The sequence below is a fragment of the Propioniciclava sp. MC1595 genome, from assembly GCF_017569205.1.
Lineage (GTDB): Bacteria > Actinomycetota > Actinomycetes > Propionibacteriales > Propionibacteriaceae > Propioniciclava.
Genome location: NZ_CP071870.1, coordinates 895235 through 919268 on the forward strand (window position 1 = coordinate 895235; position 24034 = coordinate 919268).

The window sequence follows — 24034 nt, forward strand, 5'->3', positions numbered from 1 at the left end:
CGGACGCGTTACCGTGGTCGCGTCCCACCCCCACGGGGCACCCGGCCGTCACCCCCGCGGCCGGGAAGCGTCATCGAAGGGTCGTCCGCCATGGTGTCGGTCAACACGTCCAACCTGGGTTCCCTGCAGGGCATGCCCGACGTCGAGTTCGACTTCGACGTCTCCGCCGAGCTCAAGCGCGTCTTCCGCGCCGCGGCCACGGCGCTGTCGGGCCAGCGCGGCGCCCGGCAGGGCTACCGCACCGACGGCGGCACCGACTTCGAGGGGCACTTCTCCCAAGTGTTCGCCACGAACGGCACCGTCCAGATCGGGGACCTCGACGAGATCGTGACCAACCTCCGCCTGGTCGCCACCAAGGTGGCCGGCGTCGAGGAGGAGGCCCGCGCCGAGAACGAGCGCCGGCGCAAGGCCCGCGAGTGGGCCACCATGATGGCCAACCGCGGCGAGCTGGAGAAGCTCTGGCACGGCCTGGTCGGTGAGCCCGACCCGCCCGTCACCGAGGTCGGGACCGCGACCCCGCAGGCCGTCTCCGTCAGCGCCCCCACCAGCTCCCGGGACACGCCCACGCCCTCCACCGGCGGCGGGGGTGGCGGCGGGACGTCCTCGGCGAGACCGGCCAAGCTGCGCACCTTCGCGACGAACACGCGCAACGCCGACAGCGAGCTCGCGGGCAAGCCCGGCGAGCTGACCACCCAGACCTCGACGTTCGCGTCCGCCTGCTCGTGGGCGACGCTGGACGCCTCGGGCGTCATCACCGCCTTCTCCACCTGGCTGACCGCCAACGAGGAGGACGCGCGGTGGGCCGACATCGTGGCGGGCGCGTTCGAGGCCGCGGGCGGCGACGGGCAGATCACGATCTCGAACAGCGTGATCACGGCCGCCCTGAGCGCGGCCGGTGTCTCGCAGTCGCGCACCGACATCCAGGTCGACCCGCCCACCGCGTACGGGTCGCCGCCCACGACCGGTTACTCCAACGACCCGGTCAACACGGCCTCGGGCAACTTCCTCGAGAACGAGGTCGACCTCGCCTTCACCGGCCCCGCCGCCTCGCTGGTGTGGACGCGCACGTACAACTCCCTCAACGGCGAGACCGGCTCGTTCGGGCCCGGGTGGTCGTCGTGGCCCGAGGCCGGGCTCGCGTTCACCGACGACGCCGCGCGCCTCACCCTGCTCGACGGGCGAGTGGTGGTCTTCCCGCGCGAGGGCGACGGCTGGGCCCGCGCGACCGGTGAGAACCTGTGGCTGGACCGCACGGGGGCGGGCTTCGCGGTGTCGACGAGCACCGGCCTGCGCTTCGAACTGGACGCCGCGGGCTCGCTGGCCGCCGTCGACGGCGGCCCCGGGTCGCGCCTCGACCTCCTCCGGGACGCCACCGGCACCCTGATCCGCATCGAGCACGAGTTCGGCCGCGCGATCGACGTGCGCTGGGCCGACGGGCGTGTGGTCGGGCTCGAGGCGTCCGACGGCCGCGTCGTCGCGTTCACCTACGAGGCGGGCCGCCTCGTCGCGGCCGCCGGCCCGGCCGGCACGCGCAGCTACGGCTGGAACGCCGCCGGCCTCGTCGACCGCGTCACCGACGCCGACGGCGTCGTCGAGGCGGAGAACACCTACGACGAGCAGGGCCGCGTCGCCACGCAGTTGTCGCCGTTCGGCCGGGTGACGCGGTTCACCTACCTCCCCGGGGGCATCACGGCGGTCGCCGACACCGACGGGTCGCGGTCCAACACGTGGGTGCACGACACCAAGGGCCGGCTGGTCGGTGTCATCGACGGCGAGGGCAACCGGCAGTCGACCGCCTACGACCCGCACGGCAACGCCGTGATGGTCACCGAGCGCGACGGCCAGGTGTCCGTGTCGGAGTACGACCACCGCGGTCGGCGCACCGCGCGGGTGCTGCCCGGCGGTGCCCGCCACGGCTGGGCGTTCGACGACGCCGACCGCGTCGTGGAGGTGGTGGTCGAGAACGGCGCGCAGCGGGCCGTGACCCGCTACGAGTACGCCGGCGAGGACCGCAACCCGAGCGTCGCGGTCGACCCCAGCGGCGGCGTGACCCGGTTCTCCTGGCGCCGCGGGCTGCTCGCCGAGGTGGTCGACCCGACCGGAGTGCGCGTCCGGTTCGAGCACGACAGCTTCGGTGACCTCGTCGCCACGACCGACGCGCAGGGCAACACCGCCCGCCTCGAGCGGGACGCCGCGGGCCGCGTCACCGCCGCCATCACCCCGCTGGGGCATCGGACCGAGTACCGCTACGACGCGGTCTCCGGCGCGCTGGTCAGCCGGACCGACCCGACCGGCGCGACGTGGCGCTACGAGCACACGGCGGCCGGCCGACAGAGCGCTGTGGTCGACCCGACCGGTGCCCGCACCGAGATGGCCTACGGCGAGCACGGTGAGCGTGCCAGCACCACCGATGCGCTGGGTCGCACCATCTCCTCGTCCCACGACGACCTCGGGCGCCTCGCGGCCGTCGAGTTGCCCGACGGGTCGAGTTGGTCGTTCGGCTACGACGTCCTGTCCCGCTTGGTGGAGACGACGGACGCCACCGGCGGCACGTGGCAGATGCAGTTCGGCCCGACCGGCTACCTGACCGGGGCGACCGATGCCACCGGCAACCAGCGCGAGGTCGAGACCGACCCGTCGGGGTGGGCGACCGGTTTCGTCGACGGTGACGAGCGGCTCGCCGTGTCCCGGGACGCGCTGGGGCGCGTGGTGGCCTCGGCCGCCGCCGATGGTGGCGTGACGACGTACGTCCACGACCTGTGCGGCCGCGTCCTGGAGACCACCGACGCCGCCGGAGGTGTGACCCGCATCACCCGGGACGCGGCGGGTCGCGTGGTGGCGGTCACCCAGCCGATGGGGCGGACGTTCCGCTATGAGTACGACGCGTGTGGGCGCTGGGCGGCCACGGTCAGCACGGGCGGCCAGCGGTACGAGGTGACCCGCGATGCGGATGGTCGGATCGTCGCCGAGACCTGGCCGACCGGTGAGCAGGTGCACACCGAGTACGACTCCAACGGTCGGGTGGTTTCGCGCGTCGAGCCGGGCCGGGGCACGGTGCGGTTCCGCTACGACGAAATCGGTCGCATCACCCGGGTGAGTGACCCGTGGAACGGTGCCCGTCGCTTCGCGTATGACGCCGCGGGCCAGTTGGTGTCGGCCACGAACGCGCTGGGTGGGGTGACGCGGTTCGAGTACAACGCGCTGGGGCAACGCGTGGTCACGATCGACCCGCTCGGCGGACGGTCGGAGCGCACCTACGACGCGCTCGGGCGCGTCCTGTCCGAGACCGACCCGTTGGGTCGGGTCACGCGGTACAGCTATGACGCGGCGGGGCGTCCGACCAAGCGGGTGGACGCCGACGGCCGCACCTTGGAGTGGGGATACGAGCACGGACGCCGCAGCGCGACCTCGGCCGATGGGGTCGTGCTGTCGCGGGTGGAGCGCGACTTCGCCGGCCGCACGGTGCGCGTGCTGCAGGGCGAGACCGTCCACGAGTTGGCGTGGGACGCGACCGGCAACCTGGCCCACCGGCTGCGCGACGGGGTGGGTGTCCGGTACGCCTATGACGCCGATGGTCACCGGACGGCGATGGTGCGCCCCGATGGGTCGACCACCCAGTACGAGTACGACGACAACGGACGCCTCGCCGCCGTCGAGCACCCGGGCGTGGGCCGTGCGGTGCTGGAGCGCGACGCGCTGGGTCGGATCGTGTCGCTGGCTGCTGATGGGCTGCACGCGACGTGGGCCTACGCCGATGGCATGGTGGTCGAGCACCGGGTGAACCGGCGTGGCTTCCTGCAGGTGACCAGCATCGAGCGGGATGTTGACGGGCGCATCGTCGCCCAGGTCCGCGACGGGCTGCGCACCGAGTACGCCCACGACGACGCCGGGCAGCTGATCGGCGGCCAGACCTCGGAGGGCACGAGCTTCACCTACGACTGGGACGCCAACGGACGCCTTGCCGCGGAGACCGTCGACGGACAGGTCACCCGCTACGCCTACGACGTCGCGGGCCAGTTGCTGGTGGCGACGGGCCCCGATGGGTCGCGGACGGAGTACGCCTACGACGGGTCCGGACGCCGCACCCGCGAGGCCGGCCCCGCGGGCGAGCGGTTGTTCGCGTGGGACGCGCAGGGTTTCCTGGCCCGGATCACGGCGGTCCGGCACGAGGGCGACCGGGTGACGACGGCCGCACGCTCGCTGCGCGTGGACGCCCTGGGTGAGCTCGCGTCGGTCGACGGCACCGACCTGTACTGGGACTCGGCGGCCGCGCTGCCGTCGCTGGCCCAGTTCGGGGCGACCGTCGTGGTGAACGCGCTGGCGGCGACGGCGTTGACCACGCGCGACGGGGTCGACCCCGCGTGGGTGCTGCCGGACGCCCACGGTCGCGACGCCGGCCCGGCCTCCCCGTGGGGGTTGGCCAACACGCTGGCGGGTGCCGGGCTGCCGCCCGGGGCGTCCATCACGTCGTCGGGCGGGGTGAGCGTCGAGGGCCTGGAGTGGATGCAGGCGCGTGCCTACGACCCGGCCACGCGCGGGTTCCTGTCGACCGACCCGCTGGAGCCGGTGACGGCCTCGGCGTGGGCGGGCAACCCGTACAGCTTCGCAGGCAACGACCCGGTGAACGCGTCCGACCCGTGGGGGTTGCGGCCGGTCACTGAAGCCGAACTGCAAGCCTACCGGGACTCCAACAACGGGATGCTCGGGAACGCGGTCGCCGCGGCGTCGGACTGGGTGTCGAACAACTGGGAGTACATCGTCGCCGGCGCCCTGATCGTGGGCGGTGTCGCGGTGATGTGCACCGGCATCGGCGGTCCGATCGGCGCGGCGATGATCGCCGGTGCCGCGATGGGCGCCGGGTCGTCGATCTGGTCGCAGAAGTCGACCAACGGGTCGGTCGACTGGGGGAAGGTCGCCCTCGACGGCGCCGTGGGTGCGGTCACCGGCCTGGCCGGAGGCGGGGCAGCAGCCGCGGCGGCGAAGATGACCTCGGGCCTGACCAGTTGTCTGGGCCGCAACATCCTGACCGGGGCGATCCAGGGCGGCATGGACGGCGGCTTCTCGGGCGGGTTGTCCTACCTGACGTCGGGGCAGCCGCTCACCTTGGAGGGCTTCCTGTCGGCCACCGGGCAGGGCGCGGCGCAGGGGACCGTTCTCGGAGCCGGCGGTGGCGCCCTGTCGCACGTGACCGATGTGGCCCGCTATGGCTGCTTCGCCGAGGACACGCCGGTGCTCATGGCCGACGGGTCGTCCAAGGCGATCCAGCACGTGGCCGTGGGCGATGAGGTGCTCGCGTTCAACGCCGAGACCGGCGCCAATGAGTCGGCCCGCGTGTCGCGGACGTTCGTGCACGAGGACGTCGACACGCTCGTCGTCACCACCGAGCAGGGTTCGGTCACCACGACCGCCAACCACCCCTTCTATGTCGAGGGCCGCGGCTACACGCCGGCCGGCGAACTGCACGAAGGCGACCAACTGCGGACGCCCGTGGGTGACGTGGTTGTCGTGGCCAGCATCCAGGCGACCGGACGCCGCCAGACGGTGTACAACCTCGAAGTCGAAGGCCTGCACAACTACCACGTCGCCACCGACAGTGACACGTGGGTGCTGGTGCACAACAACAACGCCAGTTGCGGTCCGGATTTCATAGCTAGCGCCGATGGCGTCGTCGTGCCGACGGACCGTGTCCGGTTGGAGCAGGGCTTCCAAGATGCAGGTCTCCCGACGTTCGGCACCTCGAGCCCCGGCACTGGATATGTCCTTCCAGATGGAACGAAAGTCCGCATCATGGAACCATCCGGTCAGGCACCTCTTCGGGCGTCCTTCACGACGGGGGCAGACCAACCCATCAATCCGTTCACCGGGAGGCAGCCACAACCCGGCCCCGGCCAGTCGGGTGCCGCGTGGAAGGCGGAGTTTCGGGCACAGACGCACGTGGAACTGCACTGAAATGGAAGGGGAAGAATGTTTATCGACGAGATCTCGTCAGCCGTTGCTGAACGCGCGCCACTCGCCGTTGCGTCGGCGGATTACCAGGAGCCCAGCTTGTCGTTGAGTGGAGACTCTTGGAGCTTCTCGACGTTGTCCCCGTGGCGGCTCCTGACCGCCGACGGGACGGTCGCGTTCTCCTGGAAAACCCGGGACGCGCGGGAGGCAGTGTCCGGATTGATCGGTGTGGAGATCGTGGGAGTCCGCTCACAGGGGAGGCTGCTGACATCTGATCCTGCACTGGTCCTGTCCGACGGGCGCCGCCTCGAGGTCTTCTCGGATCATCACACGGACCCGTGGGTCCTGAGCGTGCCTGGCAACACGTTCGTGGGGTCGCCGTCCGATCCGGCATGGATCTGACATGAAAGACGAGAACGCGTGCTGGCGAGAGGCTCGATACGCGGCGACGGGAGGGGATGTCAGGTGACGACCGAGCAACTCACGGAGTGGCTGGCCGAACGCGGGCCACTGCTCGTCGAGGAGGCGCGGTTCGACGACCCGGTGCTTCGCTTGGGCGGGCGGGGATGGGGGCTGACCATCAACGCTTCATGGCGGGTCCTTGCAGCCGATCGGACGTTTGCATTCTCGGGCGGCATGGTGGAGGCGACCGAGTTGGTTGACTCCCTGATCGGGGTCTCCATCGTGGGCTGCGATCGGCAGGGGTTGGGGCTGCGATCGGATCCGACCCTCATACTGTCGGATGGCCGCTGGGTGGAGGTCTTTTCCGACGATGAGGGAGCGGTGCCTTGGGCACTGGGCGGGTCCCGGGAGGGCGAGCAGGTTGGCCATGAGGAACGGAAATGAGCTGGAGTAATTGGGATTCTTCCGTTGACTAAGGGTGCGCTTCATTACAGGATTGGCAAATGGGGCGAGCGATGAGGATCTCACCGAATCTTTGAGGGGCGCCCTGCACGATATTCATCGGACTGATGCGTGTGGATTTTGGGATCACTTCCCTGGGATTACACGCGGTCATTGTGTCCGGAGATCGTTGATCGCGCACTGTCTCATCGTCATGCGGGGATCGCCCGTAGGCTTCTGGGCGGGATGCCGCACGCTGTCATAGCTGAGGTGGTGCCCCCCATCATGGCGCAGGTTTTGGTGGAGGCCGACTACGACCTGACTTGCACACTTTTAGTGGCTCTTCAACCTTGGGGTGGGGGTGAGCGCGACACGCCGGAGAGCGGGTGAGGGTGGTTGGGGGTCGAGGCCTTCAGGATCGGAAGCGTCTGTTCAACCTGACCGGAAGGCCTCGACGTGTCCGAGCCTACGGGGTGCTGCTGCGCTGCCACGACCCCTTCGTACTGCGACCACTGCGACTTGCTCGTCGGTCTGGAGGGCCTGCACGTGGTCGACGTCGAGAAGGCCCACGACGTGCTGGTGGTGACGATGGAGTCGGCATCCACCACGGTTGGTTGCCCGTCGTGCGGGGTGGTCGCCGAGAGCCACGGCCGGCGAACGACGACCCTGGTCGACATCCCGTGTTTCGCGCGGCCGACTCGACTGCGGTGGCGCAAGCGGACGTGGCGGTGCGTGGAGCCTGCGTGTGCGACCCGGGTGTTCACCGAGCAGGACGAGGAGGTCGCCCGCCCGCGGGCGTTGTTGACCACGCGGGCGTGCCGGTGGGTGATCGAGCAACTCCGCCGCGAACACGCCTCCATCCACGGCTTGGCCCGCCAACTCGGGGTGGCATGGAAGACAGTGTGGTGCTCTATCCAACCCATCCTGAGCGCCCTCGCCGACGACGAGGGTCTATCGCAGGAACGGTGTAACTGGCCCTACGGCCCGGTTGGGCAGGAGGGGGTCATGATGACCGAAACACTGGTGGTCGTGGAGCCACACGAGGAAGAGCAAGCGATGGCAGCGGCGTTCGTGGGGGGATCAGCCACCACGACTCGTCGCGGGAGGCGAGCCGGCCGAGCCGGCCGAGCCGGTCGTGTTGTCACGTCAGGAGGCCGAGGTGCTGCGCGGGCTGGTCCGCCGGACCCGCGGCGCGGGCGGGGATCTGACCGGCCCGGGCGGCTTGCTGAAGCAGTTGACCAAGACCGTGATCGAGTCCGCCCTGGAGGAGGAGCTGGTCGACCACCTCGGCTGCGACAAGCACGACCCGGCCGGCCGCAACGGCGCGAATTCGCGCAACGGCTACCGGTCGAAGACGGTGGTGACCGACACCTCGGGCGAGGTCGTGATCAACGTTCCCCGGGACCGGGAGGGCAGCTTCGAACCTGTGATTGTCGCCAAGCGGCAGCGCCGGCTGACCGATCTGGACACGCTGGTGATCAGCCTGTACGCGAAGGGGTTGACCACCGGGGAGATCTCGGCGCACCTGTTCGAGGTGTACGGGGCGAACGTGGGCAAGGACACGATCAGCCGGATCACCGACAAGATCGTCGAGGAGATGCAGGCGTGGGGGGCCCGCCCCCTGGAGAAGGTCTACGCCGCGATCTTCATCGACGCGATCATGGTCAAAGTGAGGGACGGCCAGGTCGCCAACCAGCCGTTCTACGCCGCAATCGGCGTCGATCTGGACGGTCACAAGGACATCCTCGGGATCTGGGCCGGCGGCAACGGGGACGGCGAGTCGCCCAAGTACTGGCTCAACGTGCTCACCGAGCTCCGCAACCGCGGCGTGCGGGACGTGTTCTTCATCGTCTGTGACGGGCTCAAAGGGCTCCCCGACAGTGTCGCCGCCGCGTTCCCCAAGGCGATCGTGCAGACCTGCATCATCCACCTGATCCGCAACACGTTCCGGTACGCCTCACGAAAGTACTGGGACCAGATCAGCCGCGAGCTGAAACCCGTCTACACCGCCGCCACGATCGCCGACGCGGTCCGGGCCCGCGACGAGTTCCTCGACAAGTGGGGCCGCGCCTACCCCGCCATCAAAGGCCTGTGGCTGAACGCCTGGGAGGAGTTCACCCCGTTCCTCGCCTACGACGTCGAGATCAGACGCGTGCTGTGTTCGACGAACGCGATCGAGTCGTTGAACGCCCGCTTCCGGCGTGCCGTCCGCGCCCGCGGGCACTTCCCCAACGAGCAGGCCGCCATGAAGACCCTCTACCTGGTCACCCGGAGTCTGGACCCCAAGGGCACCGGTCAGACACGATGGGTTACACGCTGGAAGCCAGCGTTGAACGCATTCGCCATCACCTTCGCCGACCGCATGCCGGCCGCCGAAGACAACTAGCAGTAGTCCACACAACAAGAATGGTCAGTTACACCGTTCGTCGGACAGTCCCCGGTGTCAGGCTGGGTGCACGTGTATCCCCTGGACTGGGCAGGCGATGGCGTTCAGGTTGAGGTGGCCGACGGCACGCTGTTGGGCATCGAAGGCGACAGGCTCACATCGTTGTGGCTGAAGCCGTCTCAAGGTCTGTGATGGATATTTTCCTTTGGTCCGAGGACCCGGACATTTCGGAGGTGGGTGAGGATGACGGGAACTCACCATGAACCGAGAAGCGTCGCCGGAGATTGTGCACGCCGACGTCGGCGGGTTCGATCGCCCCGGCCTCGGGAAATCGCGCAGGCTGAGGAGCGTGAATCGCGCGTTCGGGCCGCGTGCTCCTGGAAGGCGGGAGGGCTTCCGTTGGGCTGCCTTCGAGGAGTGCATTGCCGAGTCAGCGGTGGACCGGCGCTGGCGTCAAGCCGGGCTCGCGGTTGAGTGAACAGTCGAACGACGAAAGGTAGTGATCTGATGCTGTTGCTAGCGAAGCATGGGCTGCCACGAGGTGATGTTTGTCAATGGCCAGTGGGACTTCCCTGTGGGCGGTCACGTGATCTCCTCGTAGACGGTCACGTGATGTCCTTGTTGGTGGCCAGCTGATCTCCCTGCCGGGGGTTTAGGTCAGGGGCATCACGCCCCTTCCGGCGACGGCGTCGGACAGTCGGAGTGAGTTGCCCTCGGTGATGATGACGTGGGCGTGGTGGAGGAGTCGGTCGACGGCGGCGGTGGCCAGCGTTTTGGGCATGAGGGCGTCGAACCCGGAGGGGTGGATGTTGCTGGTGACGGCGATCGAGCGGCGTTCGTAGGCGGCCTCGACGACTCGGTAGAACGCTTCGGCGGCGGCCTGCCCTGCGGGAAGCATGCCTATGTCATCGATGACCACCAGATCGGCGCGGGTGATCCGGGCGACGGTGCGGGCGATGCTGCCGTCGGCGTTCGCCCTGGTGATCTGGGCGGTCAACGATTCCAGGGTAAACCAAGCGACCTTCAGGTCATGGTCGATGGCCTTGTGGGCGAGGGCTTCCACGAAGTGGGTCTTCCCGGTCCCGGACGGGCCGGCGATGGCCAGGTTCTCGTGCCGACCGATCCATTCCAAGGTCGCCAGCCCGCTTTGGGTCGCCGGCGGGATGGACGAATCGGACTCCCGCCAGGCTTGGAACGTCTTCCCGGCGGGCAGGCCGGCCAGTTTGCGGCGGCTGGTGCGGGTGGCCTGGTCGCGGCCGCGGATCTCTTCGGCGAGCAGCACGCGGACGACCTCGGCGGGGTCCCAGCGTTGGGCGCGGGCGGTGGCGAGGACGTCGGGGGCAGCCTGACGCAGGTACGGCAAGCGCATCCGGCGCAGGGCGGCATCCAACGCCTCGGGCAGGGCTGGTGCGGTGGTGTCGGTGATCATCGGCTGGCTCCTGTCGGGGTCGTGTTCGTGAACCCGGCCCACCCGCCGGTCCCGGGTTGGGTCGAGGCGTGCTCGCCGGCGATCACCATCGGGTCGTGGTGGTGGCCGGTGGTGGCGATGAACTCGGCGATCGATTCGACGTCACCCCAGCCGTAGCGGCCGGCCTGGACGGCCGTTTCGAGGGCTTGGCAGGCCAGGGGGCTGCCCCGCAACGCGGCGAGGTCGACGATGGCGCGCATCTTCGACTCGATACGTTCCACGCCGTGGGCGCAGGCGGCGATCAGCCACAACTCCGCCGCCGGCCCGATCGACAGGAACACCTGTTCCAGCAGTGACCCGGCGCGTGGTTTCGGGGTGGCGGGGGTGCCGTCGGGGTTCTGGGGATGGTCGGGGTAATGCGCCAGGTTGATCCGCGGGTTCCCCGGCGTCGATGTCCGGTGCCGGGCGACCTCGACCAAGCCCCGACCCTGAGCCCAGTCGGGGACCACGGCGAGCCGGCGGGCGTCTGCCCGGATGACGACCTCGTCGCCCTGCACGGTGACCCACACGCGGGCGCCCTGCAGCTTCGGCGGCACCGAGTAACGCACCGACCCGAACGACACCGTCTGGTCCGCGGCGACGATCCGGGCTTGTCCGAGGGCTGTCGTGTGGGGTTCGGTCGGGACCGGGTGCAGGAACCCGCGCTCCACCACGAGGGCTTCGTCGGGGCGGCGGCGGGTGGCCTGGTGGACCCGGCCGTTGACCTTGCCCATGAACTCCCCACACGCCTGGGCGAGCTCGTCCATCGACTCGTACTCCTCACGCAGGTTCGTCTTCTTCGGTAACAGGTCCGCCTTCGCGATCTTCACCGACGACTCCACCCCACCCTTGGACTGCGGGTCGTAGGGCACGCACGTGTGGACCGTGGTGCCGTAGTGCCGGCCGAGGTCGACCATCAACGGGTGCCGGACCGGCACCCCCGCGATGTGTTGCACGGTGACCGTCTTGGCGTTGTCGGTCAACACGTAATCGGTGACGCCGCCGATCAACCGGAACATCGAGTCCAGACACGTCGCCAACGACTCCGACGTCTGGTCCCAGCACGGGATCACCACCCGGAACCGTGACCAGGCCACCCACGCCACGAACAACACCGTCGCCCGGAGCCGGCCGTTCAGGTCGCGGACCTTGGGCCCGTCACCCCAGTCGATCTGGCACCACATCCCCGGCACCGTGATCCAGGGCCGGTTCGAACGGGCGTGCTCGAGGCGCCAGCCGGCCTTCGCTGCCGCGACCGCCCGCCGCGTCGTCCGCTCCGATCCCTCATAGCCGCACGCCACCAGCTTCTCGTGCGCCACATCGGCACGGATCGTGCCGTCGGAGCCGTTGACCAACTGCATTATCAGGTCGGTGTGCCCGTCCACCAGACGGGGCCGCTCGATCGGCGCGTCCACGCCCAACCCGGCCTCCCGGCGGGCCACCAACCGGCGGACCGTCTTCGGGTCACAACCGGCCAACTTCGCAGCGCTGTGCGCGCTCTTCGTCTTGTCGAATGCTTCCAAGATTTCCATTGTCTGTGTGCCGTTCTTCTTCACGGTGTCGCCGGGCCCCTTCCCCAGTGCAGTCAGCACCGCAGGGCTATCCGGACACACACCATCGGTGAGGGCCGACACGCCGTCGACCCCAACACGGCAGGGAGATCAGCTGGCCACGAAACGGGAGATCACGTGACCGCCAGAGAGGAGATCAACTGGCCGCCCACAAGGAGGTTACGGTGGCCATGGACAATGTTCTCGTCGAGTCGGTTCTCGTCGAGTCGGAGGGCGTGCGTGGGTGGGTCATCTGGCCCGGAGCTGTAGCCGGGCAGAAGACGGACGTGGAACTCGACGTCGACCCTGTGTCGTGGGCGGACATCCGGCCGAGACGCAGCGGAGCGCCAATCCTGCGGCCGGAGTCGGGTCTGGTGCTCGCCGGTGAAGTTGTGCACATCCACGAGGACGGTTGTCTCGTGATGGAGCTGATCGGCGGCGGTATCCAGTTGCTGAACGTTGCGGGTGGGGTCAGGGCAGTTGACCCCGGCGACCACGTTGTCGTGGAGGCCGGTCGGGCGGTCGTCAGCGAGACAGGGGTGTGATGGTGGCAACGACTCTACGTACGTTGGAAGTGATCGGGATGTCCTTGACCCAACGGCAGGCAGCCATGGGCACTCCTGAATCAGTCGAGTTGTCGTTGGACGCGTTCCCCGGTGCCTCCGTGGTCGGGACGGGCGACCAGGCAGCCTTGATCGTGGCGTGCCTGGGTGAGCCGCGACCAGACTTGGTGTGGTGGGTGTCGGACTGTCGGTTCGTTGGCAGTAGCTCGTTACCTCGTACGGGTGCAGAGCCGCGCTTGGTGGGCACCACGGAGCAGTTGCTCGCGCTGCTGCCAGAAGTGGAGCAGTTCGACTCCGGGGTGTTTCTCGGCGTGGAGAGCGGGGTTCCGACACCGCGCTTCCGTGAAGGAGGCGTGTGGACCGAGGATCCGGAGGGTGCGGACCTCGGCGATGCTGTCGTCGAGGTTCGCGTCTTCGACTACACGTGGTTTGAGGTCATGTCGGACGCGTCGCTCGTGGGCCGCATTCGCGTACGGTTCGTAGGCGGGATCCTGTGACCCCTCGTGCGCCGTGGGTACCGTCGGTGGGGCGCACGGCAACCCGTCCGTCCAGGTGGTGCACGTTGTCACCGAAGGGAACAACGTGATCACGTCGCTCTCGGTTGCGGGTATTGCCATGGGAGGTGGCTGATGCTGGAGTGTCCGTCCATTGACCAAGGAGTCGTCCGTCTGCTCATGACGGAGTGTGGGGGTCGTGGTGTTCATGTGTGACGAGGGCGGTGAGGTGTGGCTCGCCGCCGAGGATGTGGGCGTCGTGGACCCGATCATCCCGGGGCCGCCTGACTGGGCTGTTGTTCCCGGCGTGACCATCGCGCCGGGAATCACCTCGTGGGTGGTCGACCCAGACTGACGACGTCACATCCCTGCCCGTTCGGAGGTGGGCACTGCCTCTGCCTACGTAGAGGGTGCTGCTGGGCTGGGAGGGAGGATGACTGTGCAGCACGGGACCGCGCCGTCGATCACCGCCTTCATCGACGCGCACATGCCGTTCCTACGGACAGGTCGTGCCGCGGTCGCCGACGCGCTCCGCGCGGACGACGAGCGCGGCAATGCGTTTCTGGTGCTGGAGCAGCCCCCGCTCCGGTGGCGGTTCGCCCGGGAGAAGGGCGGGCTCAGCCTCGAACTGCAGCCTGTCGAGTGCAGGCGACGCTGGTACTCGGTCGACCTCATCCGTCGGCTCTTCACCGGGCAACGCGAACGCTCGGGGCAGCTGGATGGGGCCTACGCCGCGTTCCTGGGTGAGCACTTGGCTGAGCTCGAGACCCTGTTCTCGCCAGAGCAGTGGCCGGACACCGAACGTCGGTTGGACGAGTTGCGGAAGACCAGGTCGCGCGAGCTGTTCGGATGACGCCTCAGCCCGGCGACGACTACGTAAGCACACGACGGGGGAGGCGATGCGCGCAGCGGTCTCGCGTGGGCCCGCGAGCTTCTGGGCGTCGCGAAAACACTGCCTGTGGATACCGCTGGAATCGTCGTTCGGGGGTAGTAGCGTGGGCGGCGTCCCACCCCCACGGGACCCCGCGGACGTAACCCCACGACCGCTGGTGTACCGAAGGATTGACCATGGCGACCACCGAACGCTTGCGTTTCCTGCTTGCCGAACGCGAAGCGAAGCCGTGGCGCGACGAACTCGCCGGAGTGCTCGCCGACCTCCCGGACGCCCCCATGGTGGAGACGCCGCCTGCGTCGGACGCAAAGATCCGCGCGATCCTCGCAGCGTGGGGAGCCGCGAGTGGCGCCGAGCCCGAGCGGAGGACCTTCACGAGTGCGAGTTCAGTCGCCGACCACCTTGCGACCGCGGCGGGTCAGCCTGGCGACGAGCTGTGGATCCTGCCTGGGCCACAGCCACAGGTGGGCGTCCTGACTCTGGTCGCGCCACTTCAGCCTGCGCTGGTGTCGGTGCTCACCACGTGGAACCGGGAAGGCTTCGTGGTCCTCAACCCAACCCGCGGTGACGTGCTGTTGGTCGACCTGCTCGGGACGGATCCCTTCGTGGTGGAGGTCCAAGCGAGGCACGCGCGAGCGGATCGAGATGCGTCATGAGGGAACGGGTACTCGACATGACCAGCTTTGCGGGGTGGTCCGCAGCGGAGTTGACCGCCTTGGCGAAGGCCCTGCACGAGGCCAGGTTCGCCCACGAGCCGAACGACTCCTTGGTGTGGCAGTCCCCGACGGTGATCGACCTCCACGTGGCGGCATTGCAGGAACTGGAGCGAAGGCGTCCACGTCGCCCCGGGTCGGGCGCCCCATCTAACGGGGAGCGTTGGTTGCGCTGGCGGGGCCGGCCTGAGCAGGAGGTCGTCGTCCGGAACCTCGCCCGGGACCCTGAGCTGCTGCAACGGTGTCGGGACGAAGGTGCCCCTTCGTCCGGGCGCTGCTGCGCCCGTTCATCCTGGAGGACGCCGACGTGGACGCCATCCTGAGCCAGGCCCGCGCGACGGATCGATGGCCCGACGGCGATGCTGACTCCGATGAACGAACTCCCGCCCCCTGACACAATGGACCCCATGACCGCGGACGCCACCCCTCGCCGAGCGCTGGCCGACAAGCGCCGCGGCGGACGTGGCCTCACCATCGCGGGGGTGGTCCTGCTCGTGGTCGGGCTCGGGGCACTCGGCTGGTCCAGCTACGACCTGTTCTGGAATCCGCTCGTCGATCCGCACGTGGCCGCGGCCGAGGCGTCCGACCTGCGGCAGGCGTGGGAGGTCGAGCCCGCGGCGTCCGAGAGCGGCGAGCCGGCGCGGCCGGTGCCGGGGGACGCCGTGGCGCTGCTGCGCATCCCGAAGTTCGGGGACGCCTTCGAACAGCCGGTGCTGGCCGGCACCGACCAGCCCACCCTGAAGAAGGGCCTGGGCTGGTACGACGGCACGGCCGCGCCGGGCGAGGTGGGCAACTTCGCCGTCGCGGGTCACCGCGGTGCGACCGGCCCGTTCGCGCCGATCATGGATCTCGTGGCCGGCGACCAGGTCGTCGTCGAGACCCGCGACGCCGTGTACACCTACGAGCTGACCAATAACCCGGCCGAGATGACGGTCAAGGACACCGACACCTGGGTGATCCAGCCCGTGCCCGGCCAGCCCGAGGTGCGGCCGACCGAGGCGCTGATCACGCTCACGACGTGCCAGGACCTGTTTCGCTCGCCCGACCGCACCATCGCGTTCGGCAAGCTCGTCGACACCCGGTCCAAGTGAACGGACGCCGCGGGTGCGGCGCCCTGCCCCTAGGCTTCGGGTCATGGCCGACCGCGAAGACCTGATCAAGCACATCCTCGACCTCGCCGTGGTGCACGGGAAGGTCACGCTGGCCTCGGGCAAGGAGGCCGACTACTACGTCGACCTGCGCCGGGTCACGCTCGACGGGGCTGCCGCGCCGGTCGTGGGCCGCGTGATGCGCGAGCTGACCGCCGACTGGGACTTCGAGGCCGCCGGCGGGCTCACCCTCGGTGCCGACCCGGTGGCGGTGGCCATGCTGCACGCGGCGGCCGCGGCGGGGGAGCGCCTCGACGCGTTCGTCGTGCGCAAGGAGTCGAAGGCGCACGGGCTGCAGCGCCGCATCGAGGGCACCGAGGTGGCCGGTCGCCGGGTGCTCGTCGTGGAGGACACCTCGACCACCGGTGGGTCGGTCATGCAGGCCGTCGAGGCCGTCCAGGAGGCCGGCGGGATCGTCGCCGGCGTGGTCACGATCGTGGACCGCAACACCGGCGTCCGGGAGAAGATCGAGTCCGCCGGCCTGCCCTATCGCTACGCCGTCGGGTTGGAAGACCTCGGTTTGTCGTGATCGCCCGCTACTCTTTCGGGCATGGAATGGATCGCGATCCCCCTGATCATCGTCCTGCTCGTCGTGGTCGGCGGCATCGCCTGGGCCGTGGGCGCGTACAACGGCTTCGTCAAGCAGCGCAACCTCATCCAGGAGTCGTGGCGCCAGGTCGATGTCGAACTGAACCGGCGCTACGAGCTGATCCCGAACCTGGTCGAGACCGTGCGTGCCTTCGCGGGCCACGAGCGCAACACGCTCGAGGGCATCGTGCGGCTGCGCCAGCAGGCCCAGCAGCTGTCGTCCGCCGAGCGCGGTGACGCCCCGTCGGCCGAGCGGGCCGCGGTGGAGGAGCAGCTGACCCAGCAGGTCCGTGGCCTGATGGTGCAGGTCGAGGCCTACCCCGAGCTCAAGAGCAACCAGAACTTCCTCGAGCTGCAGCGCCAGCTCGCCGAGACGGAGGACCGGATCGCCGCGGGCCGCCGCTACTACAACGCGAACGTGCGCAACTACAACACGCGCATCGAGTCGGTCCCGACCAACTTCATCGCGAGCTCGTTCAACTTCGAGAAGGCCACCTACTTCGAGGTCAACGACGCCGAGGTGCGTCGCGCCCCCGACGTGAGCTTCGGCGAGATCTCCTACCGTGGCGACGCCCCCGAGCCGCAGCGCCAGGCCGGCCCCGCGTCGGTGGAGGCGTCGAACCCCAACGAGCTGCCCAACCCGCAGGCCTACCGCGAGCAGCCGGGCATCGACTTCGGCCAGCAGGCCCAGCCCCAGCAGCAGCCCGCCGAGCCCCCGCAGAGCCAGGACGGCCCGTACGAGCCGCCGTCCTACGGCCGCCAGTGATCGGTCGCTGAACCAAGGCAGAGGCCCCGCCCACCACCAGGTGGGCGGGGCCTCGTGCTACGCCGCGTCGTCGGGAACGGTGGCTGTCGGCGGGGCGGCCGGGTGGTGCGGGCCGCGTCCGACCAGCAGCAGGACGCCCAGGGTGAGGGCGCAGGCGCCCGCGAACAGGATGTACAGGTCGCGGAACCCGGCGTTCAGGCCGCCCTGGAAGGCCGCCTCGATCCGGGGGCCCCGGGCGTCGATCTCGGCCAGGTAGTCGGCCTTCGACGCCTCGAACGCGCCCGGGACCGCGTCGTGCAGCTCCTGCAGCTGCCCGAGCGTCGTCACCATCTCGGCGCGTCCGCTGCGCAGGTCCTCGCGGGCCGCCTCGAGCTCGCTGCGGGCCTGGGCCAGCTCCGAACGCCCGCCCATGAGCTCCTCCTGACCGGCCTCGAGCTCGGCCCGCGCGTCGGCCAGCTTGGTGCGGCCCTCCTGCAGGGCGGCCCGCTGGGTCGCCAGGTCCTCGCGCTGCGAGAGCGTCGTGGCGAGCTGGGCCGCCAGCGCGTCCCGCTGGGTCACGGCCTCCTGCCGCTGGGCCGACAGCGCGGCCTCGGTGGCGCGCAGCTGGCCCAGCTGGGCAAGCAGGGCGTCCCGGGAGGGCATGCCGCCCGGCGGGACCACGCCCGGCGGCGGACCCATCGGCGCGGCGAAGCCGACCGCGTCGGCGACCGCCGGCGTCGGCTCGGGCGAGACCGTCGGGTCAGGGCTGGCCGTCGGCCCGGGCGTGGCGGACGCCGTGGGCTCGGGCGTCGCGGTGGGTTCCGGCGAAGGGGTCGGGGACGCCGTGGGCTCGGGTGTCGGCTCCGGGCTGGCGCTGGGATCCGGGGTGGGGGTCGCGGTGGGGTCCGGGGTCGGCGTGGCCGTCGGATCGGGTGTCGGGGTCGCGGTCGGATCGGGCGTCGGGGTCGGCTCGGTCGTGGTCGGGGTCGTCGGATCCGGGCCGGGGGGCACCGGCGGGATGGCGGCCAGGGCGCGCTCGATCTGGGTGATCGCGGTGCGCAGCTGGGACAGGCCGGTGCCCATGCCGGTGATCGCCTGCCCGAGGCCGGCGAGGCCCTCGCGCATGCCGGCGATCCCGTCGCCGATGCCGCTCAGGGCGCGGCCCATCTCGAGCAGGCCGCGGTCCATGCCCTCCAGTCCGTCGGTCATCTCGGCGCGGGCGCGGGTCATGTCGACCAGGCCGGTGTCCATCTCGGCGAGGCCGGAGTCCATCTCGGCCAGGCCCGAGGTCATCTCGCCCTCGCCCTGGTCGAGCTCGCCCAGCGCGCTCCTCAGCCCGTCGATGCCCGACTGCACACCGCCCTGGATCTCGGCGACCCGGGTCGGGGTCTCGTCGGCGAACATGCGCTCGGCGACGAGCTTGCTGCGCTCGGTGATGTTCGTGACGTCGGCGGTGCGCAGGAGGTCGACGAGGTCGTCGGGCAGGTCGCCGCCGCCGGAGGACATCTCCGACAGGTCGATCTCGGTGCGGTCGAGGTAGCTGGTGTCGAAGGCGGGGATCCTGTCGGCCAGTTCGGGGTCGGCCTTCCACTTCTCGAGGGTGGCCTTCAGCTCGGCGGCGTGCGGCAGGGCGGGCGCGGCGACCGTGTCGGGCAGTTGCTCCATGATCCGGTCCTGCATCGTGGTGCCGGCGTTGGCCAGGAAGCCCACCATGAGGGCCGGCGCGAGCGTGGTGCCGATGGCGCGCACCAGGGACAGGGTGCCGAGCGCGGAGCTGGACTCCTCGTCGGGCACGCGCTCGAGCATCATGTAGTTCAGCGGCGAGCCGACGATGAAGCCGAGGCCGAGGCCCAGCCCGATCAGGCCGGTGAGCACCGACGCCATCGACGGCTGCGGGATGGCCCACAGGATGATCACGATCGCGGCCAGCAGCGAGATGCCGGCGCCGAGCCCCAGCACCACGCGGGGTCCGTACTTGTCGGTGAGGCGTCCGGACATGGGCGCGCCGACGCCCGACGCGAGCCCGAGCGCGATGACGAGGTAGCCGCCCGACCCGGCCGGCAACTTGAGCGAGTTCTCCGCGAACTGCGGCACGAACACCACGCCCATGAGGATCACGCCGGACAGCAGCGACAGCACCAGCGTCAGGGCGATCCCGCGGTTGGAGAAGTAGCCCAGGTTCATCACGGGATCGGCCGCCCGCCGCTCGACCAGGACGAACACCGGGATGAGCACGAGGAACAGGGCCAGCCACGGCCAGACCTCCAGGGAGGTGATCGAGGCACCGAGGTCGAAGAAGTCGAGGTTCCGGGCCCCCCACAGCAGCGACAGGATCATCGTCACCAGCACCAGCGAGCCCCACACGTCGATGGGGGCGACCTCGTCGGCGCGACGGTTGGGCAGCCACAGGACGCCGGCCACGATGATCGCGATCGAGATGGGCACGTTGATGTAGAAGATCCACTGCCAGTTCTCGGCGCCGGCGATGTCGAGCACCAGCGAGCCCGCCGAGGCGCCGAAGACGTTGGCGATGCCGTACACCGCGCCCACCAGGCCCAGCGCCATGCCGCGCTTCTCGCGGGGGACCGCGGTGCCGATGTCGGCGGTCGCGATGGGGAGGATGCCGCCGGCGCCGATCGCCTGGATGGCGCGCGAGGCGATGAGCATCTCGTAGGAGCCCACGTCCTGGCTGAGCCCGCACAGCAGGGAGCCGACGCCGAACAGGACGATCGACAGCAGGTAGATGGGCTTGCGGCCGTTGCGGTCGGCCAGCTTGCCCATGACCGGGATCGCGGCGGCGTAGGCCAGCGTGTAGATGGTGATCATCCAGATGCCGGTGGCCTCGTCGACGCCGAGCTGGGACTGGATGACGGTGCGTGCCGGGGTGATGATGCCGGTGTCGATGGCGCCCATGAAGATGCCCAGCAGGTAGAGGGCCACGGCGACGCCCCACCGGCGCGGGGTGCTCGTGCTCACGGTCTCACACGGTAGCACGAAGATTCAATGACTGAACTATTCGCCTGTGCGCAGGCCCTCGTCGAACTCCCGCAGGCCGGCGTTCACGTCCTCGAGGAAGCGCAGGCAGACCTGGAGGTCGGCGTCGGAGTAGTTCGCCATCGCGTCGGCGTGTGCCTGGCCGAGCGGCCCAAAGAACGCGAACGCGACCTCGCGCCCGTGCTCGCCGATGCGCAGCAGCACGCGGCGGCGGTCGGTGGGGTCGGCGTCGCGGAAGACGTGCCCGGAGGCGGCGAGCCGGTCGACGAGGTAGGTGACGGCCCCGGGGGAGATCTGCAGCTGGTCGGCGAGCTGGCGGGCGGTGAGGGGACGCCCCACCCGCTCGGCGCGGTAGATCGCGGTCAGCGCGCGGAAGTCGGTGGTGTGGAGGTGGTGCTGGCCCGCGAACAACGCACCGATCCGGTCGGACGCCAATGCCAGCACCTGCACCTGGGAGACCAACGCCGCCACGAGCTCGTCGTGGGGGGTGGGGTGGGCCTCGGTCATGGGCGCATGCTAGCGCTGACAGGCGGTGACGCAGAAAAGGCGTCTGTCCGCGAAGTAGGGTGCGGAGGGTGACGCAGCCGCCGGACCAGTTCGACTTCGCCAGGATCCGCTGGATCTACTTCGGGCTGATGATCGGCATGTTCACGTCCTCGATCAGCCAGACGATCGTCAGCCCCGCCATCCCGCGCATCATCTCCGACCTCGGCGGCGTCGAGTACTACTCGTGGCTCTCGACCATCGTCATGCTCGTCTCGGCGATCGTCACCCCGATCAGCGGCAAGCTCGCCGACATGTTCGGCCGGCGCCGGTTCTACGTGCTCGGCCTGGTCCTGTTCATGATCGGTTCGGCCCTGTCCGGCCTCGCGACGAGCTTCACCTTCCTGGTCGCGGCCCGCGCGGTCCAGGGCGTCGCGATGGGCATCCTGATGCCGCTGTCGCAGACCATCCTGGGCGACGTGATCCCGCCCCGGCAGCGCGGCAAGTACGCGGGCTACATGGGCGCGCTGATGGGGGCCTCGCAGGTCGCGGGCCCGCTCATCGGCGGTGCGATCACGGACGCCGCGAGCTGGCGTTGGCTGTTCTACGTCAACCTGCCCGTCGGGCTGGTCGCCCTGTTCCTGGTGATCCGGTTCATGAAGGTGCCCGAGATCGACATCCCCCGGACCGTCGACCACGCCGGCATCGCCGCGATGACCGTGGGCGTCACGTCCGCGCTTCTCGGCATCAGCCTCGGCGGGACGCGGGGGTGGGCCGACCCGCTCGTCCTCGGCCTGTTGGCGGTCGGGGCCGTGGTGCTGGTGCTGTTCGTGTTCATCGAGCGTCGCGCGGCCGAGCCGATCGTGCCGATGTATCTGTTCCGCAACTCGATCTTCACCTGGTCGGTGATCGCGTCCTGCTTCATGAACATGGCGCTGATCACGCTGATCATCTACACGCCGGTCTACGCCCAGGGCGTCCTCGGGGTCTCGGCGACCGAGTCCGGCCTGATCCTCATCCCGATGAACGTCGGCCTGTTCCTGATGGGCATCGTGATCGGCCAGCTGACCACCCGCACCGGCCGCTACAAGTCGTTCGCCGTCGTCGGCGTCACGCTCATGGCGATCGCGTCGGTGCTGATGCTGCGCCTGGGCGCCCACTCCACGCCGTGGGAGCTGACGCTGTGGACCACCCTGTTCGGCCTCGGCACGGGCATGTCGTTCCAGATCTACACCCTCGTCGTGCAGAACGCGGTGCAGCGCCGCGACCTCGGCCCCGCCACCTCGTCGCTGCAGTTCTTCCGCAGCGTCGCGAACACGCTCGGCACCGCCGTCGCGGGCACGCTGATGACGACCCAGCTGGTCAACGGGCTGCGCACGAACATGACCCCCGAGGCGCAGGCCCAGATCCCGGCCGGGGGCCTCGACCCCAACGTCGTGCTCGACCCCAACGCGCTGGTGGGCATGCCGGAGGCCGTGGTCGCCGTCCTGCGCGAGTCGCTGGCCGGGGCGATGCACAGCGTCTACCTCGTGCTGCCCGGACTGGCCGTGGTCGTGCTGCTCGCGACCGTGGCGATCCGCGCGATCCCGCTGCGCGACACGCTCGGCCCGACCGAGCCCGGGCAGGCGCTGGAGGCGGCGTCCCGGAGCAACATCGACCCCGGCGTGCTCGTGCTCACGCCCGAGGAGCGCCACGACCGCGCCAAGGAGCGCATGATGGCCGCCCACCTCTCGCTGCTGGCCGCGCAGGTCGAGCGGGGCGACAACCCGATCCTGTGCGCGGCCGTCCAGGAGTTCGGTGAGGGCGACCTGGGCCGCGGACTGCACCTGCTGCGGGCCACCAGCGCCATGCTCCTGGCCGAGGACCCCGACACCATCGACGCGCACGAGGCCTTCGCCGTGGAGCTGTCCGAGCGGGGCAAGCGCCGGGCCATGCTCAGCGACGAGCTGACCGGACGCCTCCACGCCGTGGCCGAGCAGGTGGCGCGCCGCGCCATGGCGCAGGACGAGGTGGAGCACGTCACCCGGCCGCGGTCGGCGTCCGTCGAGGGCATCGACACCAGCGCCCTCCAGCGGGCGGTCTGGCTGCTCGACACCGCCCTGGTCGCCGACATCGCCGTGCGGCGCGAGCTCGACTTCGTCCCCGAACTGCCGATCCCGCAGACCCCGGCAGACGACGAACCGGACGCCGAGGCGTCCGGTCGCGAGGAACCCGGGCAGGAACCCGAGGAGGGGTCAGGACGCTGAGTCGATGGCGTCGCGCTCGCCGGAGTAGCGGTCCTCGACCTTGGAGAACAGCCACGAGGCGATGACGCCGAGGATGAGCATGACCGCGCAGAACGCGAGGAAGGCGCCCATGCCCAGGCCCGCCTTCTCGATCGCGTCGGGCGCGAACACGACTGTCGGGAAGATCGCCAGCGACGAGCCGGCGACCATGCCCAGGATGAAGTGGTACATGCCCGCGTAGTGCTTCTCGAAGGCCCAGTTGGCGGCCTTGGCGAACAGCACCACGCACAGCGCCAGCCCGATGAACAGCGGGATGAAGACGGTGGGGTCGAAGTCCTTGATGCCCTCGGCCATCTTGTCGTAGAGGCCGAAGTAGATCAGGAAGTTCGAGGGGCTCATGCCCGGGACGATCACGCCCAGGCCGATCAGGGCGCCGGAGCCGAGCCACACCGGGATGCTCGGCGGCACCTGCAGGTTGAGACCGCCGCCGGCGAGCATGATCCCGAAGATGACCGCGGCCGAAACGGCCAGGATCAGCCAGTGCTTCGCCGCGCGGCCCTTGAGCCCGGCCTGACGCCACAGGCTCGGGAACGTGCCTATGACGAAGCCGATGAACAGGCACACGAACGCGGCCTCGTAGCGGCCGAACGCGGCGGCCACGACGATCGAGAACAGGACGACGCCGATGATGCCGCCGATGCCCACGGGCAGGAAGTACTTCACCTGGCGCCAGAAGTTCCTGAACGGGTTGGCCAGGAACTTGATCAGCGGGTCGTAGATCTTGAAGATCACCGCGAGCACGCCGCCGGACAGGCCGGGGAGGATGAAGCCGATCCCGACCGCGATGCCCTTGAGCAGCCGGACCAGCCACGCGGCGACGCTGTCGGGGGCGTGGAGGTCGGTCGCGTCGGGGGCGTCCGGGCGGACGGGGGTCTCGTCGGTCGTCATGCTTCTCTTCCGGTGGGTGGCGTGGTCCGCCGATCAGGCTACCGTGGGCGCGTGGACGCCTCCGAACCG

19 protein-coding genes and 1 pseudogene are annotated in these 24034 nt (G+C 69.8%); 15 read left to right on the forward strand and 5 right to left on the reverse strand.

The features are described from left to right. The first annotated feature begins 90 nt into the window (after positions 1-90). The 5 genes and pseudogenes from J4N02_RS04195 to J4N02_RS04220 all read left to right on the forward strand — a co-directional run bounded on the left by J4N02_RS04195 (position 91) and on the right by J4N02_RS04220 (position 9175). Positions 91-5949 carry a DUF6531 domain-containing protein gene (locus tag J4N02_RS04195; protein ID WP_188332508.1) on the forward strand — a complete coding sequence of 1953 codons (5859 nt, stop codon included), beginning with the start codon at positions 91-93 and terminating at the stop codon, positions 5947-5949. Positions 5950-5964: 15 nt separating this feature from the next. Then, on the forward strand, positions 5965-6348 hold the full coding sequence (locus tag J4N02_RS04200) for a hypothetical protein (RefSeq protein WP_182814350.1): 384 nt from the start codon (positions 5965-5967) through the stop codon (positions 6346-6348). A gap of 63 nt (positions 6349-6411) precedes the next feature. Then, complete coding sequence (locus tag J4N02_RS04205) at positions 6412-6792, forward strand: hypothetical protein (RefSeq protein ID WP_182814351.1); 381 nt, start codon at positions 6412-6414, stop codon at positions 6790-6792. A 585-nt stretch (positions 6793-7377) separates the two neighbouring features. Next, positions 7378-7683 (forward strand): annotated as a pseudogene (locus tag J4N02_RS16740) (transposase family protein); the annotation flags it as partial. 241 nt (positions 7684-7924) lie between these two features. Continuing rightward, positions 7925-9175, forward strand: a complete 1251-nt coding sequence (locus J4N02_RS04220; RefSeq protein ID WP_188332509.1) for an IS256 family transposase — start codon at positions 7925-7927, stop codon at positions 9173-9175. Positions 9176-9827: 652 nt separating this feature from the next. Here J4N02_RS04220 and istB read toward each other — a convergent pair. Together istB and istA are read right to left on the reverse strand one after the other, a co-directional pair. After that, the gene (istB, locus tag J4N02_RS04225) at positions 9828-10604 is read right to left on the reverse strand and encodes an IS21-like element helper ATPase IstB (protein ID WP_188332510.1); all 777 of its coding nucleotides are present in this window, start codon (positions 10602-10604) and stop codon (positions 9828-9830) included. Beyond that, entirely contained in the window at positions 10601-12145 is a 1545-nt protein-coding gene (gene istA / locus J4N02_RS04230; protein ID WP_208091126.1) for an IS21 family transposase, read from the reverse strand. Before istA ends, istB begins: the two co-directional genes overlap by 4 nt. A 212-nt stretch (positions 12146-12357) precedes the next feature. Between istA and J4N02_RS04235 the strand changes: the two genes are divergently transcribed. From J4N02_RS04235 to J4N02_RS04275, 9 genes are all read left to right on the forward strand, one after another. Further along, positions 12358-12717, forward strand: coding sequence for a hypothetical protein (locus J4N02_RS04235; RefSeq protein WP_188332511.1), 360 nt, complete (start codon positions 12358-12360; stop codon positions 12715-12717). Between the two features lie 257 nt (positions 12718-12974). Then, entirely contained in the window at positions 12975-13232 is a 258-nt protein-coding gene (locus J4N02_RS04240) for a hypothetical protein (protein WP_182814354.1), read from the forward strand. Positions 13233-13428: 196 nt separating this feature from the next. Next, positions 13429-13584, forward strand: a complete 156-nt coding sequence (locus tag J4N02_RS04245; protein ID WP_188332512.1) for a hypothetical protein — start codon at positions 13429-13431, stop codon at positions 13582-13584. A gap of 78 nt (positions 13585-13662) precedes the next feature. After that, a complete protein-coding gene (locus J4N02_RS04250) occupies positions 13663-14082 on the forward strand; it encodes a hypothetical protein (protein ID WP_188332513.1) in 420 nt (139 codons plus the stop codon). A 215-nt stretch (positions 14083-14297) separates the two neighbouring features. Continuing rightward, positions 14298-14777 carry a hypothetical protein gene (locus J4N02_RS04255; protein WP_182814357.1) on the forward strand — a complete coding sequence of 160 codons (480 nt, stop codon included), beginning with the start codon at positions 14298-14300 and terminating at the stop codon, positions 14775-14777. 298 nt (positions 14778-15075) lie between these two features. Further along, positions 15076-15228, forward strand: coding sequence for a hypothetical protein (locus tag J4N02_RS04260; RefSeq protein ID WP_188332514.1), 153 nt, complete (start codon positions 15076-15078; stop codon positions 15226-15228). 13 nt (positions 15229-15241) lie between these two features. Further along, the gene (locus J4N02_RS04265) at positions 15242-15925 is read left to right on the forward strand and encodes a class E sortase (protein WP_188332515.1); all 684 of its coding nucleotides are present in this window, start codon (positions 15242-15244) and stop codon (positions 15923-15925) included. A gap of 43 nt (positions 15926-15968) precedes the next feature. Next, complete coding sequence (gene pyrE, locus J4N02_RS04270) at positions 15969-16511, forward strand: orotate phosphoribosyltransferase (RefSeq protein WP_188332516.1); 543 nt, start codon at positions 15969-15971, stop codon at positions 16509-16511. Positions 16512-16532: 21 nt separating this feature from the next. Beyond that, entirely contained in the window at positions 16533-17336 is an 804-nt protein-coding gene (locus tag J4N02_RS04275; RefSeq protein ID WP_182814361.1) for a LemA family protein, read from the forward strand. 57 nt (positions 17337-17393) lie between these two features. Here J4N02_RS04275 and J4N02_RS04280 read toward each other — a convergent pair whose 3' ends face one another. Then, the gene (locus J4N02_RS04280; protein ID WP_208091127.1) at positions 17394-20291 is read right to left on the reverse strand and encodes an MFS transporter; all 2898 of its coding nucleotides are present in this window, start codon (positions 20289-20291) and stop codon (positions 17394-17396) included. Between the two features lie 36 nt (positions 20292-20327). Continuing rightward, positions 20328-20816 (reverse strand): MarR family winged helix-turn-helix transcriptional regulator, encoded by a 489-nt coding sequence (locus tag J4N02_RS04285; protein ID WP_182814363.1) that lies wholly within the window; start codon positions 20814-20816, stop codon positions 20328-20330. A 68-nt stretch (positions 20817-20884) separates the two neighbouring features. On the opposite strand from J4N02_RS04285, the gene J4N02_RS04290 reads away from it, so the two are divergent. Continuing rightward, positions 20885-23038 carry an MDR family MFS transporter gene (locus J4N02_RS04290; protein ID WP_188332517.1) on the forward strand — a complete coding sequence of 718 codons (2154 nt, stop codon included), beginning with the start codon at positions 20885-20887 and terminating at the stop codon, positions 23036-23038. On the opposite strand, the gene J4N02_RS04295 is transcribed toward J4N02_RS04290, so the two are convergent. Further along, positions 23027-23965 carry a DUF368 domain-containing protein gene (locus J4N02_RS04295; RefSeq protein ID WP_188332518.1) on the reverse strand — a complete coding sequence of 313 codons (939 nt, stop codon included), beginning with the start codon at positions 23963-23965 and terminating at the stop codon, positions 23027-23029. The two genes, J4N02_RS04290 and J4N02_RS04295, sit on opposite strands and share 12 nt — an antisense overlap. Between the last annotated feature and the right edge of the window lie 69 nt (positions 23966-24034).